This is a genomic window from Pseudoalteromonas sp. Isolate3, assembly GCF_022398505.1.
Taxonomy (GTDB): domain Bacteria; phylum Pseudomonadota; class Gammaproteobacteria; order Enterobacterales; family Alteromonadaceae; genus Pseudoalteromonas; species Pseudoalteromonas apostichopi.
The window spans coordinates 29,147-48,273 of sequence record NZ_JAKEVN010000011.1 but is presented as its reverse complement, the minus strand read 5'-3'; the positions used below and the strand labels follow the sequence as shown (position 1 = coordinate 48,273).

The window sequence follows — 19,127 nt, the reverse complement described above, 5'->3', positions numbered from 1 at the left end:
CTTTGTTATTTATATTCGCCAATGCCTCCATAAGCATTTAAACGGTTATAAAGAGTTTTAGTACTGATCCCCAGCATTTGTGCTGCAATCGTCTTATTACCTTGTACTTTATCTAAAGTAGCGTGGATCAATTCTTTTTCAACTTCTTCAATAGTTTGCCCTGCAACAACTTGATTTGCTTGGCTCTCTTTATTCACTTTAGAGAACGGAGACTCTAATGATTCAGGCAAGGTAATAGCTGCGCCTTTAGGGTCACTCATAATAAAAGCCCGATGAATAGCGTGGCGAAGCTCACGCACGTTACCAGGCCAATCATGCCCTTCTAGCTCTTTGATTTGCGCTGCTTGCCATTTAAAGTCGGTGCCGTTTTCTTCATTGAGTTGCTCTAAAAAGGCATTGGCGAGCAGTGGAATATCTTCTTTTCGCTCACGTAGCGGTGGAATATCAATGGGGAATACCGCTAAACGAAAATAAATATCTTCACGAATAACATTGTTTTGCGCAAGGTCGGTTAAGGTGCGGTTGGTAGCAGAAATAACACGGCAATTCACCGCTTGCTCTTTGGTGCCACCCACTCGGGTTACTTTTTTGCTTTCAAGAACGCGTAGTAAGTTTGGTTGCATATCAATCGGCATTTCGGTGACTTCATCTAAAAACAAAGTACCACCAGCAGCTTGTTCAAATACACCCTCTTTGCGCGCAATAGCCCCTGTAAACGCGCCCTTTTCATGACCGAACAATTCGCTACCAATCAGCTCTTTTGAAAATGCACCACAGTTGGTTGCCACTAACGGACCATCACACTCAGTCGCATTATGAATTGCCTGCGCCACCACTTCTTTACCTGCACCACTTTCACCCATCAACATCACATTGGCAGAAGTGGCTGCAACACGCTCAATCATAGTATAAAGCTTCTGCATCACCTCAGATTCACCAATCAGAGTGCCAAAATGACGTTTTATTGCTGGCGTTGCTTTTTTCTTAGGGGCTGATTTTTTCGGGTTGAGTACACGCTCGATATCTTCGCGTTGTAAAGGTTTAACAAGATGCCCTACATTAGGTTCACACATCTCTGCTAGCTTACCTTTTACTGAAGGGTGCCCTGAAATTAATGTGACTCGAGGAGATTGACCTATTGCTTTTAAATGCTCAAGTAAATGAAGGCCGCTGCCATCTGGCAACATGAAGTCTAAAAAGACATGATCAAACGTGTTGTTTTCAAACCATTGCTCCGCTTCTGCCAAATTTGCTGCGGTATTTATATTATGCCCAAGAAACTCCACTATGTGACAAACTACATCGCTAAATTCACTGTCATCATCGACCAAAAGTACGTTCAACATATTCATTTCCTAAGCTTTTTTCATCATTCTACGCAAATTTTTTTCGAAAAGAAAACCAAACACGCTAGATACCTAAATAGTTCTTAATTACAGTTATATTACCTTATTAGTTTCAATTTGGGGTAAGTATAATGAATTAAATGCGAAAAAAAGGTTATTATGGCGCATTCAATATTAAGCTGAGCTGTACTTGCGTTAATTTAAAGTTGTAATCCCATGAAGCTATTAAGAAAAGTAATTCACCCAAGTTTAAGTAATGACTATGGCACGATATTTATTCGTAACACTGCGCGTGCTATCGTATTAAAGGGTGAACAAATACTACTTTTATATACCGCCCGTTATGATGACTACAGCCTACCAGGTGGTGGAGTTGATGAAGGCGAAAGCATTGAGCAAGGGCTTCACCGAGAATTACATGAAGAAACAGGCGCACAACACATCCAAGTAAACCGACCACTGGGGTTATACGAAGAAATCAGGCCTTGGTATAAAGACGACTTCGACTGCGTTCATATCAAGTCTTATTGCTACTTCTGTGAAATAAGCGATGAATTTGCAGAGCCAAAAATGGAACATTACGAAGTGCAAAATGGCATGCACCCTAAATGGGTAAATATTTTTGATGCCATAGCACATAATGAAACCACTATGGCAATGAGTGATAAACAGGGCTTATCAATTCAGCGCGAGACCTTTTTATTAAAGCGAATTGCTGACTCGCTTTAGTTTTATTTAAATGGAAAGCATGCTGTAACACTTTGAATATGCATCTATTGACATGTTTTCATCGCTTTTGGAGCGATATAAAAACGCAAAAGTCCTAGTAAATTACTCAATAAAAACACTGCTTCCATTACCACTGCTACTGGCGAGAAAATCAGAACATTATGTGTTAACCAACATAGTGTACCTAAGAGCATAAAAAGCCTTAGTAACAAATCTTTACTCTGAAACGAAGCATAAGTCTGAATTAAGGTCGCTGTTAGGGCAATAAAACTCACCCAAGTGTGCCAAGTAAATAGCACTGCGCTTATGCTCAAAAGCATAAATGCAATCATCACCCAAGTTTTGCGCGCAAAAATAAAGTAACCATAACGTAGTGCTGCGATCAGCATTAAACATGCTGCACTTAAGTTATCGAGCAGCATAAAGTGCACAGATGTGAGTAAAACAGAGCTAAACAAACAAGCTAAAATTGCTTGTCTTTGTTTAAACTGAAATGAAGCCAAATCGAGTAATGTGGCAATGGCCACTAAGCATTGAGATAAAATAAACATAACGACTCCTGAAAAATCAGCAGTGTAATGTTCACTGTTTTGCTGCGCCTTAACTTAAGTTAAGACGCCGCCTAATTCGTGATAAAGAAATAGCTGAGATCCCTAAATACATAGCAACTTCGTTTAAACTCAGTTGTTCAAGCCAGTGCGGTTTTTGATCCCGTAAATATTGATAACGCTGCTCTGGCGTATTCAGTAATAAAAATGCTTCTTTTGCTTCTTTAAATAGTAGCTGCTGACTAATCAGGTTATGTTTGATTGCTTGCCAGTCGGCACTCTCGAGTAAAACTAAAGGCACCTTAATAAGCTCAGCATCACGTATTACTTTAAGTTGGTAAAGCGCAGGGGTTTTAGTTAACCAATTACCATAAAGCAGTGCAAATTCATCTTGAAAGTAAAACTCTTTACACTTTTGCACGCCTTGTGATGATGCATGTAATGCGCCAAGCACCCCAGACACAATTAAGTAACCAGCATCTTGTTCGTCGCCTTGTTGTAATAAAACATCACCTTTAGCGCAACGTTTTATAGAGCATTGCCCAGCAAGCTTGTTACGAAATTCACTGGCAAGCTGATGATAACTATCACCTAGCGGAAGTAACTGGGGATCAGTCAAGATTGCCAACCTTGCATTAATAACGCAGTAATTTGCTCTGCGTTAATACCTTCTCGAACAATAAAGCGCTCACCACACCAAAGCGGTGAAAAACCACTATCGCCTATGGCTTCGGCTTTTGAGCGTAATGCGGTCATCGCAATCGACGCATAAGGAAAAGGCGGTGCCTGCTCTGGCATTGCACCTAACTCTTGCATGACTCGGTTGCGAACTCCTCGTGCTGGGCGACCTGAAAATAAGGTCGTCAATTCTGTAGAATCTGGCTCGGCCGTTTTTAATACTTCACGATGTAAAGCACTTGTCGTAGCTTCTTCACAAAGTAAGTAAGCACTGCCTACCTGCACTGCAATCACGCCCAAGGCTTGGTACTGTGCTACATCTTCAGAAGTACAGATCCCCCCTGCTGCAATAACGGGTATATCAAGCTCTACACACTCTCGTACTAATTGCACAGTAGTGGGTTGCAACGATAAATCCATCGATAAAAAATGCCCACGGTGGCCGCCTGCTTCAATCCCTTGTGCAATAATCGCATCGGCCCCATTTGCTTGTAACCAGCGCGCTTCATCTAACGTTGTGGCTGATGAAAGAACAGTCCCGCCCCACGCTTTGATCTGAGAAACAATATCCTTACTTGGCAGACCAAAATGAAAGCTGACAACAGCGGGCTTATAGGGCGCGATAATATCTATCACTTGTTGATTAATTGGCTGACGAGAAGCATTACGGGTTAATTGTGAGGCATCTACATTTAACTCTTCAAAATAAGGTGCTAGCACCCCATGCCAAGCAGTTTGCTGAGCCAATGTATAGTCAGGTGTCTGATGACAAAAGAAATTAAGATTATATGGCTTATCAGTATTCAGGCTTATGTAATCAAGTTCTGACTTAAGCTGCTCTGTCGAAAGCATAGCACAAGGCAACGATCCAAGCCCCCCGGCTTCACAAACAGCCACAGTCAGCTTAGCATTTTGCACACCCGCCATCGGTGCTTGAATAATTGCAAGTTCAGTATTTAACACAGAATTTGTCATTACGTATTCCTTGTAAGTTTTGCAGCCTGTTGCAGTATTTACATAAAAAGAGAGCGAAGCAAACACAAGATAAAAATAAAGTTATTACAAAACAAAAACATAGAAAAATAAAAAACAGGTATTAGCTTTGCAGACTCTCTCCTACAATTTTGTAAGGAGATAATGATGACTGATACTGTTACTACAATCAATCCAGCCAATGAGCAAACCTTAAATACGTATAATTTATTGTCATTGCAACAAGCACAGAGTGAAGTTGACCAATGCCATCAAGCTTTTTTAAAGTGGCGCACTACATCACATGAACACCGTGCAAAATTACTTAATCAACTAGCAGAAGTGATTGAGTCTAATCAGCAAGAAATAGCACAACTGATGACAGATGAAATGGGCAAGTTATATCAACAAGGTCTTCAAGAAGTTGAGCTGTGCGCTGCAATTTGTCGCTACACCGCAGAACAAGGGCCTCAAGTGCTTGCTGATGAAAAGCGAGATATGCAGGACGGTCATGCAATTATTAGTTACCAACCAATTGGTGTGATTCTAGGTATCCAACCTTGGAACTTTCCGCTTTATCAGGTTATTCGATATGCTTGCGCTAATATCATGGCGGGTAATACCACGGTGCTAAAACACGCTGGTAATGTATTTGGCATGGCCGAAAAGATTGAGCAAATGTTTTCACAAGCAGGCTTTGATGATTATTGCTTTAAAAACTTACTGATTGACGGCAAAACTGCAAGCGAGCTAATTGCGCACTCAGCTATTCGTGGGGTGACATTTACTGGCAGCGATGAAACTGGCAAAAAAGTTGCTGAGCAAGCTGGCAAACAAGTGAAAAAAACCGTCCTAGAACTTGGCAGTAATGATGCTTATATCGTACTTGATGATGCCGATTTAAATACTGCCATTAGCGCATGTACACAAGGTCGTTTGATCAACAATGGGCAAACCTGTGTAGCAGCAAAACGTTTTATTGTTGTTGATGCGTTATATGATGATTTTAAAGCCTTAATTAAAGAACAATTTGAGCAAGTTGTGCTTGGCGATCCAAATGATGAAAAGACAACGCTCGGTCCAATGGCTCGCAAAGATCTGCGTGATAAACTGCATCAACAAGTTACAGACTCAGTCAATGCTGGAGCTAATATTATCACCGGTGGCAAGGTTGCTGAGCACACCGGCTTTTACTACACCGCTACCCTTCTTGAGAATGTTAAACCAGGAATGCCTGCTTACGATGATGAATTATTTGGCCCTGTCGCATCACTTATCAGAGCAAAAGATAATGCTGAGGCAATGCAAATCGCTAATGACTCTCGCTATGGCCTTGGCGGCGGTATTTTCTCAAAAGACGAACAGGCAGCCATTGAGCTTGCAAAGCAGCACTTTGATACTGGTATGGTCAATATTAACGGCTATGGTCTTGCGCAACCAAACTTGCCATTTGGGGGGGTAAAAGACAGTGGTTATGGCCGTGAACACGGCGGATTTGGGTTACGAGAATTCGTTAATATTAAAACCATTATGGTCAACGATTAAAATAAAAAGGGCTCATATGAGCCCTTTTTTACACCACTTCACTTAATTAAGAGATCAATTATAAGGTAATAGAAGCTCGTTGATAGCAGGCAAAAATTTAGTTATTTAGTTTTTCTAAGTCAGAAATTTTTCATGTAGGTAACGAGAGGGTTAATCACTCAAAGTGATTAAGTATTATTGCGGGTTGGTATTACACCTAATATTTATTACTCTTTAAACATTGGCACTTGCTGCTTGGACGCAGCAGGCATTTTCAACTCATCAATCGCTTCCTCTTTGTCTATTTGTTCTAGCTGTTTTTGATTAGCTGAGTCTGGGTTATAAACAAGCTCTGTAAGTAGGGCAAAATGGTCAGAGCCATATTTTTCCAAACGCTCTATTCGCTTGACACTGAACTCATTACTATGAAAAAGATGATCAAGTGGCCAACGCATAAAAAAGTAACTTGCATGAAAGGTGTTAAAAAACCCGCGCCCTTTACGTGGGTCCAATAGACCGCTGATACGCATAAACAAACGTGTGCTGCGTGACCAAGCAACATCATTTAAATCACCAGCAACGATACAAGGTCGCAGTCTGTTTTTAAGTGCTTTTGCTAAAATAATGAGTTCAGTATCTCGGGGGCGCGAGCTGTCCTCTTCTGTGGGGCTAGGGGGAGCTGGATGAATAAAGTGCCCTTGCACTTCAATCCCATCAGCATCTTCAAACAAAATATGAATAGAAGGTATATCGCTTTCGATAAGCTCACTGACTTGCTGGCGTTTAATTTTGAACTTGCTGTACAAGTGCATGCCATAACGATTATCTTTTGGGCAGTACACACGATACGGGTACTCTGGTTCTAAACAGCTCAGTTTATTTTGCCAAGTTTGATCAGACTCTAGAGTAATGAGTAAATCAGGTTGGTGCGTTTTTACTATACCAATGAGTTTGTCATATTCGGTGTTCGACATCAGGACATTTGCCGACATAATACGAATACTGTGCTTATCGCTTTTATTGCTTGAGGCAACTTCTTTGTTAGCCAGTTTTGTGTAGGGGTAAATCCATCCGACTTGCAAAATCAGCACAATGATACTTGCAACTGCGCAACCAATAAAAAGCCATGAATCAGTGGTGCTAATTAAATAACCTGCCGCAATTAAACTCGCACAAGCAAGGTAAACCACTTGCAAGCGTACAAAATCACAACTGCGAATTAGATAATGTTGGGAGTATGAAAATGGCAAGATTGAGACCACTAGCAGCATGGCCAATAGTGAACTCAATCCATAAGTCATGATCGATGCAAACAAAATTAGCGGCTCAAAATAGAAATAATTTCTCGGGTGTCTTCCACTAAACGCACGACAGTACCGTCGACTTGAATTGAAATTAGACCATCTCTATCTCGTGATTTAATCACTTTACCGCGGCGGTAAATATCACGATCTAGGATATCGCCTTTACGTAATTTTTTTTGCCAACCAGGTGGTAAATCACCACCATTATCAAGTTTTTTTTCAAGGCCCGGCGGGAGACTTTTACCTTTATCCTTATCCTTGTCTTTTGCAAGTGCGCCAGCCGTCACTAGGCTTAAACCTATCACTGCAACAGTTAACAATGCTTTCATGCGAGTGTTCCTTCTATTAGTTTCAGTTAAGCGTAGCAAGTTTTTCTGAACTGGATATGAAACAAGCAAAAAAAAAGCCGCTAAGCGGCTTTCGACAGGATTAACGATGGCGAGTGACAATTGATAAAATCTCTCGCGTATCGTGTACTAGATGAATCAGGCGATCGTCGATTTCGATGGCAATAATGCCATTTCGGTCACGACGTTTAATCACTCGACCATGGCGATATATATCACGGTCAAGAATATCACCATGATGATAACGCTTATACCAACCTGGTGGTAAGCCACCACCATGCCCTACTTTTTTGTATAAACCGGGTGGCAAATCACGATAGCTGTAGCGGTCATATCGATCATAGTAGCGATCATGTTTGTCATGATGATAATGCTTGTGGTGTTTCTTATGTTTATGGTGCTTTTTATGCTTTTTACGTTCGTGTTTTTGTTCGTATCTATCATGGTCACGATCATGTTTCGCGTTTGCTTCCATAGGTATCAAACTTAAACCTAAAACGGCAACTGAGATAGTAATTAATTTATTCATAATAGAGACCCTTAACGTTTGCTCTTGGTAAAAAGCCTAACGTTTTAGCCTGAATCATAGATGAAGGGTTACAATTTAAAAACGTAACTATTTACATATCAACACATTAGAAAGCCAATCTTTACATTTCTTTAAACTTCTTTGGCACTATTTATGAAAAACTGGGTCTGAGTTACAGCTCCGTTTGCATCGTTTGTCGTTATATTTACCAACGCAAACAAACGCTTCCTCACTACATAATAAGGATAATTTATGAATGCACTAAAATGGTGTTTGATATTTAGTATTGCTGCACTTACGGGTTGTAGTGCCATAATGAGTCAATATGGAAATCAAAAAACGCAATCAAGTTCTTTGGTTGAGTACCTTTATCCAGATCAGCAAGACAGAGCTGCCCATCAAGCGACCATCCCAACCTTGAACTTACCTGCCACTGTAGGAATTGCCTTTATCCCTAACAAGTACAATGGTGGCTTGCATCATAGTGACGAAGTGGCACTGCTAAACAAAGTTAAAAAGCAGTTTATGCAATATGACTACATAGACCGCATTGAAGTGATCCCAAGCACTTATTTAAAAGGCGGCGAAGGGTTTACCGCATTAGAGCAAGTATCTCGTTTATATGATGTGGATATTATGGCGCTTGTTTCGTACGACCAGGTGTCGCAAAGCTTAGAAAATAACGCTGCATTTTTATATCTAACTATTGTTGGTTTATATGTGATTCCGGGCAATGAAAACTCAGTACAAACCTTTGTAGATACCGCCGTATTTGATGTAAAAAGCCGAAAAATGCTGTTTCGCGCTCCAGGTATTCATAAAGCAGAGCAACGCAGCACAGCTATTGGCATTGATGAAATAGCTAAAGAGCAGTCGCTGGCAAGCTTTAATGGTGCCGTTGATGACATGATCACAAATCTCGATGCTGAATTGGCGCAATTTAAAACCCGCGTAAAAGAAGAAAAAGTAGCCCATATCACGCATAGAGATGGCAGTGGCAGTAGCTTATTCTGGTTAGTAGCGCTACTGGCTGGCTTTGCTGTCCATCGCCGTAGTTCGTGCAGACAAAGTTATTAATCGCGAAAGCTTTTACCCATCCTAAAAAGCAGTTACCCTTTGGTTTTTGTTGTACCTAACCAAAGGGTTTTCATGAAGTTGTCGATACTCTCAGTGCTTGTGAGCACCTCATTATTTAATCAACAAGCCTTTGCTAATAATGAACTAGAACATATTACAACTACGGCCTCGCGTAGCGAAGTGTTGTCAGATCCATTGCCTGTTGTGGTCAGCAGTATTTCACAAAAGCAACTGGCGCTTATCGCTCCAACTCACATTGAACAAGCCCTTAAACAGGTTGCTGGTGCTAATCTTCAACACGGTAACGGCCAAGAGTATTTACCCGCTTTACGTTCGCCTGTACTTTCTGGTGCAGGAGCCTGCGGCGGCTTACTTACCGCTGAAGATGGTATTCCACTTCGCGCAGCTGGTTTTTGCAACATCAATGAATTATTCGAAGCCCACACTGAAATGGCAGAACGCATCGAAGTACTGAAAGGCCCGGGCTCTGCTCTTTACGGTTCAAACGCAGTACATGGTGTAGTCAACGTGATCACCCCAGATACAACCTATGACCACAACCAACTTGGTTTTGATTACGGATCGTTTGGCTACACCCGCTACAAACTGGGCACTGGCCGTGATTTTGGCCAGCAAGGTTTAGGCATTAATGCCACGATCACCCGAGATACGGGTTACCGTGATGACGAAAGTGTTGACCAAGAAAAGCTATCACTGCGTCACCGTTTTGATGGCGAAAAACTAAGTGTAAGTACAGGCCTAACCTACACTCACTTAGATCAACAAACTGCAGGCTACATAGAAGGCTTTGAAAGTTATAAAGACGAGCAAATAGCACAGTCTAATTTTGATCCAGATGCGTTTCGTAAAGCACGTTCTTTACGTATTTGGTCAAAACTAAATTGGACACAAGATGAGGCTAACAACTTTACCCTAACGCCTTATATCCGCGACCAAAACATGACCTTCTTTAAGCATTTTTTACCGGGTACTCCCCTTGAAGAAAATGCTCAGCAAGGTGTTGGCCTTCAATCAAGCTGGCAGCATAAGTTAACTGGTGCAAGCCTCTTAACAGTTGGCTTTGATGGTGAGCTGACAGATGCTGATTTTTTACAATATCAGGATAGCCCGACTCAAGGCTCAGCGTTTTTAGTCGCCACCGTACCTCAAGGTAAACATTACGATTATCAAGTAACTAGCACCCTATTAGCACCATTTGTTAACCTTGATTGGCAGCTTGATGACTTACTCATCAGCCTTGGTGGTCGATACGAGCGTATGCGCTATGACTACACTAACCATATGTTGGCTGGTCGTACAAAAGAAGATGGCACAGCATGCGCAATGGGCGGGTGCCGTTATTCTCGACCAGAAAGTAGCGTAAATAGCTTTACGAACTTCTCGCCAAAGCTTGGTTTAAGCTATCAATATGCTGATAACCAGTTTATCTACGCCAATGCTTCAGAAGGGTATCGAGCACCGCAAGCGGCAGAGCTTTATCAATTACAACGCGAACAAAATGTTGCAGAACTTAACTCTGAAATAGCTAAAAACCTCGAGCTTGGTTTAAAAGGTCAACAAGCACAGCTGCATTATGTATTTAGCATTTATGCAATGAATAAAAAGAACACCATTTTCCGCGACAGTGATTTTTATTATGTCAACGACGGCCATACCCAGCATCGTGGTGTTGAGCTTGAATTAGCCTATGCCATTACACCAAGCTTATCGATGCAAATAGCCGCAAGTCATGCCAAACACACATATAGTTATAATCAGTTACTCGGTGGGGTTAATATCAATGGCAATCTCATTGATACTGCACCACGTAACATTGCAAACTTACAGCTACTTTGGCAAGCAAACGATATAACACGTGTTGGACTTGAGCTGCATACCACCAGCAGCTACTTTACTGATCCTGAAAACCAGCATAGTTACGAAGGCCACTCATTAGTTAACTTAAGAGCAGCATGGCAGCTAACACCTAACTTTACCCTTACTGCACGAATAAACAATTTAACCGATGAGCACTATGCTGAGCGCGCAGACTACACCACATTTAGTGGCGATCGCTACTTTCCGGGTAGACCGCGCAACGCCATGATATCAGCAAGCTATCAGTTTTAAGTAACCGTTTTATTTGGTGAGCTATCTCATAGTTCACCCACGCTGTTTAGTGTTTTGGTATGATAAAAGTACCTATAGCTATCTTTCCAAACAGCGTGTCATCTTCTCAAAACGTAATTCGTAACCTTCTATTAGTACTGGGCATTTTTCTAATTGCAGCCAGTTTACGTGCTCCTATCACTGGGATCGCACCTGTACTTGAACAAATCATTGAACAATTTCAGTTAAGTGCATCACAAGCCGGTATGTTGACTACTTTACCTTTAATCGCGTTTGCTATTGCCTCCCCCATGGCGGCGAGCCTTGCTAAAAAGTGCGGTCTTGAAGTATCGCTGTTCATTGCCCTTGTGCTTATAGGTGTAGGAGTCGTATCTCGCGTTATTGACTCAGCCACAGTGTTATTTATTGGCACTGCAGTGATTGGCGTCGGTATCGCGATTGGTAATGTGTTATTGCCAAGCCTGATAAAACGGGACTTTCCCCATAAAGTGGCTGTTATGACGTCTAGTTATGTTTTGGCAATGGGGATATTTGGCGGAAGCTATTCAGCAATAATCATTCCGCTGGCAGAATATAAAGAACTTGGCTGGCAATTAGCCCTCGCCAGTTATGCCCTATTAGTTGTACTGGCTACTGTTGTGTGGTTACCACAACTTAAGCAACATACCATGCCAAAAAAATCATCTGTGCCAAGTAGTACACAAAGCAAAATTTGGCACTCAGCACTTGCTTGGCAAATCACTTCACTGCTCGGCTTTAACTCATTTTTCACTTATATCATGCTAGGTTGGCTGCCCAGCATTTTAATAGAGGGTGGTCATAGTGCGCAGCATGCTGGTGCTTTACAAGGCGCCTTTCAAGTTGCCTCCGCCCTGCCAGGGATTGTGCTTATTCCGCTACTTGCCAAATTAAAAGATCAACGTATTTTAACTTTAAGCCTTGCGTTACTTGGGGCGCTTTGTTCACTTGGGTTATTAGTTGCACCTAGTTTCGCGATGTTTTGGTCAATCACTCTAGGTTTTTGTTCAGGCGCATGTTTTATTCTAGGTTTATCATTCGTAAGCCTGCGAACTCAAGACTCAATGCAAGCCGCAGCTTTGTCGGGCATGGCACAATGTATCGGATATTTATTGGCTGCAACCGGCCCTATTATTGCGGGTGCCTTACATAGTTATTTTAATAATTGGGAAGGAGCACTTTGGCTGTGTATTGCATCAAGTCTACTGTGTGCTTTGTTTGGTTATTTAAGTGGCCGAAATCTAACTATCGGCCAACAACAAAAAGGGGCAGCTAATTAGGTGCGGTTTCAAAGATACTCATATCACTTAGGTTATCGAGCCAAGGCTTATGTGAGCGATACCAAATATGCGCTTTAGGGATAAGTTCATCAGCTTGCTCTACAGCGCCAATACGTAAGCCATAAATACGCTCACCTGCACCTACAGAAGTCGCGTACAAGGCTGTACCACAGTTACCACAAAAGCCTTGCGCACGCTGATTACCACTTTCGGCTATTTTTATATATTCTTTTGGCTCAGCACCTGTAAAAGTAACCCCATCTGGCACAGACACCACAACAGTGCGAAAAGGCGCACCCGAGATAATTTGGCAATCTGTACAGTGACAGTTAATCACTTTATTTTCATCAACTTCTGCACTGTAAGTTACCTCACCACAATGACAACGACCTGTTACCTTCATATTAAATTCCTTGTTGAGATGACTGCTCTTTTACTGGGTAGTGATTGGCATGTTTTAAGCTTTGTAAGTCATTAAAACGTACCCCATGCTGGGCCATAATAGGATGTATTTTTTTGCTGATCAATTGCCTAATGTAAAAGGGCTGATTCGGTACAAAATGGTGGATTGTGTGTGTACGACCAAAATCAAAACAAAATAATTGAAACGGTAAAAACCAGCGACTGGTGATCACATGCGTTTGCTCTAGCAAATTATTTACACCACCATAATAATGCATTGAAGATGTCACCAAGTTAAGAGACGTTGAGCGAATGATATTAGGCACGATAAGTACCACCATTAAGAATTCAGCCCCAGTAAGTAACTCTAATCCCCAAGCGGGTAATGTAAATGGCTGCACAAATTGCAGAGCATAGTAAGCAATTACCCCATAAAGAGTCGCAAAATACGCTGTTGCAACAGGAAAGCCAGCATTAAAAACTCGTAAAAACTTAAAGCCACTAATTTCTTTATTAAATCGCTTGGTATTAATTAATAAACCTAGCAAGCCATCAGTGATAACCAACACCCTCAAAAATGGTGATTTTATGCCATTGCCCACTAAGCGCTCCTCTAAATCTTGCGAGGTGCCGGATACTTTATGGTGATGTAAGTGAATTTTTCTGCGATACCAAGGGTTAACCGTATTTGGCCGCATTAGCCACACGGTTAGCATCATCAGGTTATGTGTAAAAGGACGATTACTAAAATACTGCTTATGGATCAGATCATGTTCAAGTTCATGCGATATCGAGGTAATAAAAGCAGCCAAAATGATACACAGCCATGCAGGAATAATAGCTAAATAATAGAGTGTCGCAACGCCGAACAGTGAACATAACGACACGAGTAGAATAGCCATAGCAATCGTATTTTGCTGATTAAGTATAGGATAAAGCGCTCTTAGCGACTGCTCTTCAGCCTTAATAGCTGAAACTATCGTCTTTATATTTTGCTTTGCAGTTGATTTTGACATAGTAAGCTTTTACTAGCAGGTTGATATCAAAATCATACCGTAATTACCTACTGCGCTCGAGGAAATTGCGTTAAAAATGGCAGTATATCGCTTGCTGGCAATGGCTTTGAAAAGTAATAGCCTTGGATATAGTCACAGCCAGCTTCTGTTAGTACAGCCAATTGTTCGCGTTCTTCAACCCCTTCAGCAACAACTTTAATACCCAGAACACGACTCATTTGAATAATTGATTTGACCAGCGCTTCGTCACCTGAATCAACATGTACTTCATCTATAAAAGACTTATCTAGCTTAAGTACATCGACAGGAAAACGGCGTAAATAGCTAAGAGACGAATAACCCGTACCAAAATCATCTAATGAAATTAAACACCCTGCTTGCTTCAACTGCCTTAACACATCTAGATGATTGGTATTTTCTGGAGCTAAAACACTTTCGGTTAATTCAAATGAAATTTGGGATGGTTTAACCCCTTGGCTTTTAATAATCTCAAGCCATGTATTACGCTCAGGGTTATACTCAGTAAACTCAAATAAAGAACGGTTTACGTTAAAAACAACGTTTTCATAACCTTTTGCTTCTAACTCTTTTACTTGCTGACAAGTTTTAGTCAACACGAGTTCACCGAGTGGAATAATCACCCGAGACTCTTCAGCCAAAGGAATAAACTCAGCAGGTGATAGCCATTGGCCTTGATTATTCCAGCGTACTAAACTTTCGAATTTAGCAACTGTGTTATTTTCAATATCGATAATAGGTTGAAAATACACTTCAATATCATTGTTTTTCACAGCTTGGGTAAGCTGTTCTACTAACAAATTGTGTTTTTTGACCTTGTTATCCATCTCTTTACAGAAAAACAGGTACTCATCACCTGTTTGCTTGGCATTTAAGGTGGCAAGTTCAGCTTGGCGTATTAAACGACGGGCAACCTTTTCAATTTTATAATTTGAAGTAGCCGTTTCAGTTTGCTCAAATTGACTCATTCCCAGCGTAACTGAAACCTGCTGACTAATTCCACCAATCGAAAAAGGTTCAACAAGTAACGCGGTAATTTGTTTGCAAACATGCTCAAGTTCACTAACGTGCTGATAAGTTTGTAAGATGGCAAAGCTATCACCATCAATACGCGAAAAAGCACATTCTTTAAAACTGCCATTAAGCCGTTTTGACAGCTCGCATAGTACCTTATCACCAAACGTTAAGCCGTAGACTGTGTTGATGTCTTGAAACTTATCAACATCGAAGTAGATCACTGCTAAGTTAGTATTCGCATCATCTTGGTAAGACAAAGACGATATTAGCTTGCATAAATACTCTTTAAAGTAAAAACGATTGGTTAAACCGGTGAGTTGGTCATGGTTTGCGTGAAAATAGATTTTCTGTTCAGCTTCTTTTTTCTCGGTGATATCCAAAATAAACGCAACATAGCAATCTTCACCATTATTTTGCATTTTGGTAATAGATAAAAATTGCGTATACAGCTTACCTTGTTTGGTTTTATTCGTTATTTCACCAGACCACTTACCCTCTGTATTAATTTGATGCCACATCGCTTTGTAAAAATGTGGATCATACTTGTTTGAGCTTAAAATTTTTGGGTTTTGCCCTAATACTTCACTCAGCGAGTAACCGGTCATTTCAGTAAATGCCGTATTTGCATAAGTAATATGTACATTATGGTCGCAAATAAAAATCGCTTCGTGGCTTTGCTCGATAAGTTGATTTGCAAAATCAAGTTTAGCAATAAAGCGGTCTTTTTCGATTTCTCGCTGAATAAGACCTGTAAATAACGAGAAGAAAGACTCTATTTGCATCGCATCGTTTATTTCATGCTGAAATAGTGCGACAAGAATAGTATCTGTTTTGCCAGATATACTTTGTAAAGGCACACCCACATAGGCTTCTATGCCCATATCAACAAGTAACTGATCGTTAGGGAATAGCTGCTGAACTCCAGAGCTATAACTTGAGATACTGCCACACCTTACATCGTTGCATGGCGTACAGCGGATATCGTAGCTGATGTTTTCTACAATTTCGTCATGCTCAGCCAAAGCGATGGTTGTCGCATGCAAAGTCGACTCATCAACTTGAGCTAAAAAAACATGAGAAGCACCAAGCACTTCCGATAAAGACAGGCATATTGCATTATAAAAGTTTTCACTTTTTAAATTTGAAATACTTTCAACTATACGCTTTAAGTCGTATGTACCCACGCTAAGTTACCTTACCCGATATTGTGCACTAAGTGATTGACCTCACTTATAGTTTAGAAAACAAATTGTATTATAAGACGCATGCAAACACCATCGTACTCTAGTCTTAAACGGTTACTTTCCAAGCAAATAAGCACACATTTTTCATGGTTATTTGTAGATCAAACATAGTTTGAACTTGGTCGGTTATAAATAGAACAAAAGTTGCTTTAATAGTGGTGGAGTTGGTACTTAAATTTGAGTTATAAGCTCTGGGTCCTAGGTTCTGGGTACTAGGCGATAGGCGATCACTCGGCTGATAGCTGATAGCTGATAGCTGATAGCTGATAGCTGATAGCTTTCAGGCATAAAAAAACCCTAACCGATTGGCTAGGGTTAAAAAGTGGTACCAGTAGGCGGACTTGAACCGCCACGCCCGAAGGCAACGGATTTTGAATCCGTCATGTCTACCAATTCCATCATACTGGCTTCATTTTTCTTTAACCTTCTAAACACGAGAAGATAAAGAAAAACCACTTTAGAGCAAAAGCTTTTTAAACTGCTTTTGTCTCTATGCCAAGCATTATACAAAGAATAGGTAAGGCAGCAAGCGTTTTATGCGGTGCCACTACTCAACCGCACAATAATTAAACAAGTTGTTAACTTTAGAGTTTTGGCATCATTCGTGAAACAATAGCCTGACAATCGATGTCATGACTAAGACAGCCGTACTGGCTAAAACTCACTTCATTTAGACGACTCTTCACAAACGCGTCTGCAATAAGTGGCTCGCCAAATTGTAATAGCGTTGATGCTTGCCAAAGTAGCGCAAGCCTTTCAATTATGCGTCGAGCATGCATTTCGAGATTCGCGGCATCAGTGAGCATTCGTTGTAGTTCATCTAACTTTGTCGCGTAGTCGAGGCTCAAACTGCGTGCCTTTTCAAGCTCATTCATAAGCACCTTCAGAGATTCAGGCTCACGATTAAATACACGCAAAAGATCAAGGCACTGAACATTACCAGAACCTTCCCAAATTGAGTTAACAGGTGCTTCTTTATAAAGTCGACTGATAATGTTGTCTTGCACATAACCCACGCCACCAATACATTCCATAGCCTCATAGGTCTGCTGCACCGCACGCTTACAGATCCAGTATTTACCTATTGCAGTGGCACTGCGTACTAATGCAACTTCATTGCTATTACCTTGATTATCAAGAGCATGTGCAATACGCATGGAAATAGCAAGTGCAGCTTCAGCCTCGATAGCTAAATCTGCCAGTACATTAAGCATTAGTGGCTGCTGGTGCAGGTTTTTACCAAATACACTTCGCCCTGAAGTGTGCCATATCGCTTCTTTCACAGCTTGCAACATCAACGAACTTGAACCAAGCATACAATCATAACGAGTCAAAGCGACCATTTGAATAATAGTTGCAATGCCTCGCCCTGGCTCTCCTAGCAACCAGCCATGCGCGCCTCTGAACTCTATTTCAGAGCTCGCATTCGATTGATTACCTAACTTATTTTTTAAACGCTGAATATACATGGCATTTTTCTCACCAGTTTCGAGCCAGCGCGGCACTAAGAAGCAGGATAATTGGTTTTCATCAGTGTTAGCGAGTACTAAAAATGCGTCACTCATGGGCGCTGAGCAAAACCATTTGTGCCCAGTTAAAGCGTATAATTGCCCTGCGCCACTTTCATTAATAGCTGCGGCTTTAGTGGTATTGGCTCGAACATCAGAGCCGCCTTGTTTTTCGGTCATCGCCATACCTATAGTGACACCCTTTTTTTCAGACCAAGGCTTATTATCTGGGTCGTAATGATTTGCCATTATTTTCGGTAGCCACATAGCTGCGATATTTTCTTGGCTGGCAATAGCTGGCACACTGGCAAAAGTCATGGTTAATGGACAGCCGGAGCCCGGATCTGCATGATTGTGCAGCACTGCCATCACAGCTCTTACAACATGACTCCCGGCTTTTTGTTGCTGCCAAGGCAATGCGCAGTGCCCTTGCTCTATGGCATGCTGCATCAGCTCATGATAGCTTGGATGATAGTCAACTTGGTCTATGCGTTCGCCAAACCGACTGTGAGTCGTTAATTCTGGTAAGTGTTTGTTTGCTAAAAAACCAGCTTGCAGTAGTACGCCACCCACTTGCTCCCCATACGCAGCTAAATGCACAGTTCCCCACTGCCCTGCAAAACGGTTTTGCCAATACTGTAATACGGTATCAGCCTCGTAGGCATTGTAGTTTTCAAGTGGTTTGGGTTGATTAAATACCTGATGGGTTTCGCTTTGAGAAACGGCCATAATTGTGTGCTCATTTTTTATTATTTTCTCAACTATAGCAGGTCAGACCTGTTTGTCGACTTGCTAAACGGCCGTTAAGTATTTCTTGTTTGCTCGGGACTTTGCTAAACTACTGCGCAATTTAATTGGATGAGATTGTTTATGTCAGCTGAGTTTCCACGTGCCGGTTTCTGGCGCCGCTTTGCCTCTTTAATCTACGATACCTTGGTTATCATTGCCTTTGCGATGCTGACTACCGTACTGTATTTATTAGCTGTTCAAGGGCTAATTTCTTTAGACTTACTAAGCATTGGTGACGCTGAGGATGTATCTGCTTTCATTCAAAACTCGCCATTACTGTATGGCATTCGAAGTGCATTATTGGTAATAGTGAGTATTAGTTTCTTTAGCTACTTTTGGGCTAAGAGTGGCCAAACAATTGGTATGCGGGCATGGCGTTTAAAGGTGCAAACCCTCGATGGTAAATTAATTAGCTGGCAACAAGGTGCACTTAGAGCCATTACTGCGCTATTAGGTTTAGGTAATTTAGTGGTGTTGGTCGATTTTAAAAATAAGCGCGCATTGCAAGATTACATCGCAAAAACTGAAGTGATCACCCTCACCAAAGAAGAAAATAAACGTATTTATCGCTCACTTGATTAAGTGATTAAGCAACACATCAAGTACAAAAAAAGCGTGGCAACAAACCACGCTTTTTTGTGCATTTTAAAC

At 41.3% G+C, this 19,127-nt stretch carries 17 protein-coding genes and 1 tRNA gene; 6 read left to right on the top strand and 12 right to left on the bottom strand.

Translation table 11 applies throughout. The features are described from left to right. Positions 1-5: 5 nt before the first annotated feature. Positions 6-1,346 (bottom strand): sigma-54 dependent transcriptional regulator, encoded by a 1,341-nt coding sequence (locus L1D46_RS04260; protein ID WP_178926629.1) that lies wholly within the window; start codon positions 1,344-1,346, stop codon positions 6-8. 216 nt (positions 1,347-1,562) lie between these two features. On the opposite strand from L1D46_RS04260, the gene L1D46_RS04255 reads away from it, so the two are divergent. After that, complete coding sequence (locus tag L1D46_RS04255) at positions 1,563-2,075, top strand: NUDIX domain-containing protein (protein WP_130049597.1); 513 nt, start codon at positions 1,563-1,565, stop codon at positions 2,073-2,075. 44 nt (positions 2,076-2,119) lie between these two features. On the opposite strand, the gene L1D46_RS04250 is transcribed toward L1D46_RS04255, so the two are convergent. The 3 genes from L1D46_RS04250 to L1D46_RS04240 are packed head-to-tail and all read right to left on the bottom strand — an operon-like array spanning position 2,120 to position 4,276. Further along, on the bottom strand, positions 2,120-2,626 hold the full coding sequence (locus tag L1D46_RS04250) for a YgjV family protein (protein ID WP_239976883.1): 507 nt from the start codon (positions 2,624-2,626) through the stop codon (positions 2,120-2,122). Positions 2,627-2,675: 49 nt separating this feature from the next. Beyond that, a complete protein-coding gene (locus L1D46_RS04245) occupies positions 2,676-3,242 on the bottom strand; it encodes a Crp/Fnr family transcriptional regulator (RefSeq protein WP_239976881.1) in 567 nt (188 codons plus the stop codon). Then, positions 3,239-4,276: a nitronate monooxygenase gene (locus L1D46_RS04240; RefSeq protein WP_239976879.1), complete on the bottom strand. Its 1,038-nt coding sequence runs from the start codon at positions 4,274-4,276 to the stop codon at positions 3,239-3,241. Before L1D46_RS04240 ends, L1D46_RS04245 begins: the two co-directional genes overlap by 4 nt. 165 nt (positions 4,277-4,441) lie before the next feature. Here L1D46_RS04240 and L1D46_RS04235 point away from each other — a divergent pair, with 165 nt between their 5' ends. Continuing rightward, the gene (locus tag L1D46_RS04235) at positions 4,442-5,818 is read left to right on the top strand and encodes an NAD-dependent succinate-semialdehyde dehydrogenase (protein WP_239976877.1); all 1,377 of its coding nucleotides are present in this window, start codon (positions 4,442-4,444) and stop codon (positions 5,816-5,818) included. Between the two features lie 206 nt (positions 5,819-6,024). On the opposite strand, the gene L1D46_RS04230 is transcribed toward L1D46_RS04235, so the two are convergent. From L1D46_RS04230 to L1D46_RS04220, 3 genes are all read right to left on the bottom strand, one after another. Beyond that, positions 6,025-7,098, bottom strand: a complete 1,074-nt coding sequence (locus L1D46_RS04230; RefSeq protein WP_239976875.1) for an endonuclease/exonuclease/phosphatase family protein — start codon at positions 7,096-7,098, stop codon at positions 6,025-6,027. A 17-nt stretch (positions 7,099-7,115) separates the two neighbouring features. Further along, the gene (locus L1D46_RS04225) at positions 7,116-7,430 is read right to left on the bottom strand and encodes a hypothetical protein (protein WP_167658170.1); all 315 of its coding nucleotides are present in this window, start codon (positions 7,428-7,430) and stop codon (positions 7,116-7,118) included. 100 nt (positions 7,431-7,530) lie between these two features. Next, a complete protein-coding gene (locus tag L1D46_RS04220; protein WP_239976873.1) occupies positions 7,531-7,977 on the bottom strand; it encodes a hypothetical protein in 447 nt (148 codons plus the stop codon). Positions 7,978-8,229: 252 nt separating this feature from the next. Between L1D46_RS04220 and rhlP the strand changes: the two genes are divergently transcribed. The 3 genes from rhlP to L1D46_RS04205 all read left to right on the top strand — a co-directional run bounded on the left by rhlP (position 8,230) and on the right by L1D46_RS04205 (position 12,482). Next, positions 8,230-9,054 carry a rhombotarget lipoprotein gene (gene rhlP / locus L1D46_RS04215; RefSeq protein ID WP_239976870.1) on the top strand — a complete coding sequence of 275 codons (825 nt, stop codon included), beginning with the start codon at positions 8,230-8,232 and terminating at the stop codon, positions 9,052-9,054. 72 nt (positions 9,055-9,126) lie between these two features. Further along, on the top strand, positions 9,127-11,184 hold the full coding sequence (locus L1D46_RS04210; RefSeq protein WP_239976868.1) for a TonB-dependent receptor: 2,058 nt from the start codon (positions 9,127-9,129) through the stop codon (positions 11,182-11,184). A gap of 59 nt (positions 11,185-11,243) precedes the next feature. Next, complete coding sequence (locus L1D46_RS04205) at positions 11,244-12,482, top strand: MFS transporter (RefSeq protein WP_239976866.1); 1,239 nt, start codon at positions 11,244-11,246, stop codon at positions 12,480-12,482. On the opposite strand, the gene L1D46_RS04200 is transcribed toward L1D46_RS04205, so the two are convergent. The 5 genes from L1D46_RS04200 to L1D46_RS04180 form a co-directional block, all read right to left on the bottom strand. Further along, positions 12,475-12,885, bottom strand: coding sequence for a GFA family protein (locus L1D46_RS04200; protein ID WP_239976864.1), 411 nt, complete (start codon positions 12,883-12,885; stop codon positions 12,475-12,477). The genes L1D46_RS04205 and L1D46_RS04200 overlap by 8 nt on opposite strands. Position 12,886: 1 nt before the next feature. Next, positions 12,887-13,900, bottom strand: a complete 1,014-nt coding sequence (locus tag L1D46_RS04195; RefSeq protein WP_239976862.1) for a fatty acid desaturase — start codon at positions 13,898-13,900, stop codon at positions 12,887-12,889. Between the two features lie 47 nt (positions 13,901-13,947). Beyond that, on the bottom strand, positions 13,948-16,119 hold the full coding sequence (locus L1D46_RS04190) for a GGDEF domain-containing phosphodiesterase (RefSeq protein WP_239976860.1): 2,172 nt from the start codon (positions 16,117-16,119) through the stop codon (positions 13,948-13,950). Between the two features lie 383 nt (positions 16,120-16,502). Continuing rightward, positions 16,503-16,587, bottom strand: a tRNA-Leu gene (locus L1D46_RS04185). Positions 16,588-16,763: 176 nt separating this feature from the next. Then, complete coding sequence (locus L1D46_RS04180; RefSeq protein ID WP_239976858.1) at positions 16,764-18,416, bottom strand: acyl-CoA dehydrogenase family protein; 1,653 nt, start codon at positions 18,414-18,416, stop codon at positions 16,764-16,766. Positions 18,417-18,557: 141 nt separating this feature from the next. Between L1D46_RS04180 and L1D46_RS04175 the strand changes: the two genes are divergently transcribed. Next, positions 18,558-19,058, top strand: a complete 501-nt coding sequence (locus L1D46_RS04175; protein WP_167658177.1) for an RDD family protein — start codon at positions 18,558-18,560, stop codon at positions 19,056-19,058. The last annotated feature ends 69 nt before the right edge of the window (positions 19,059-19,127 follow it).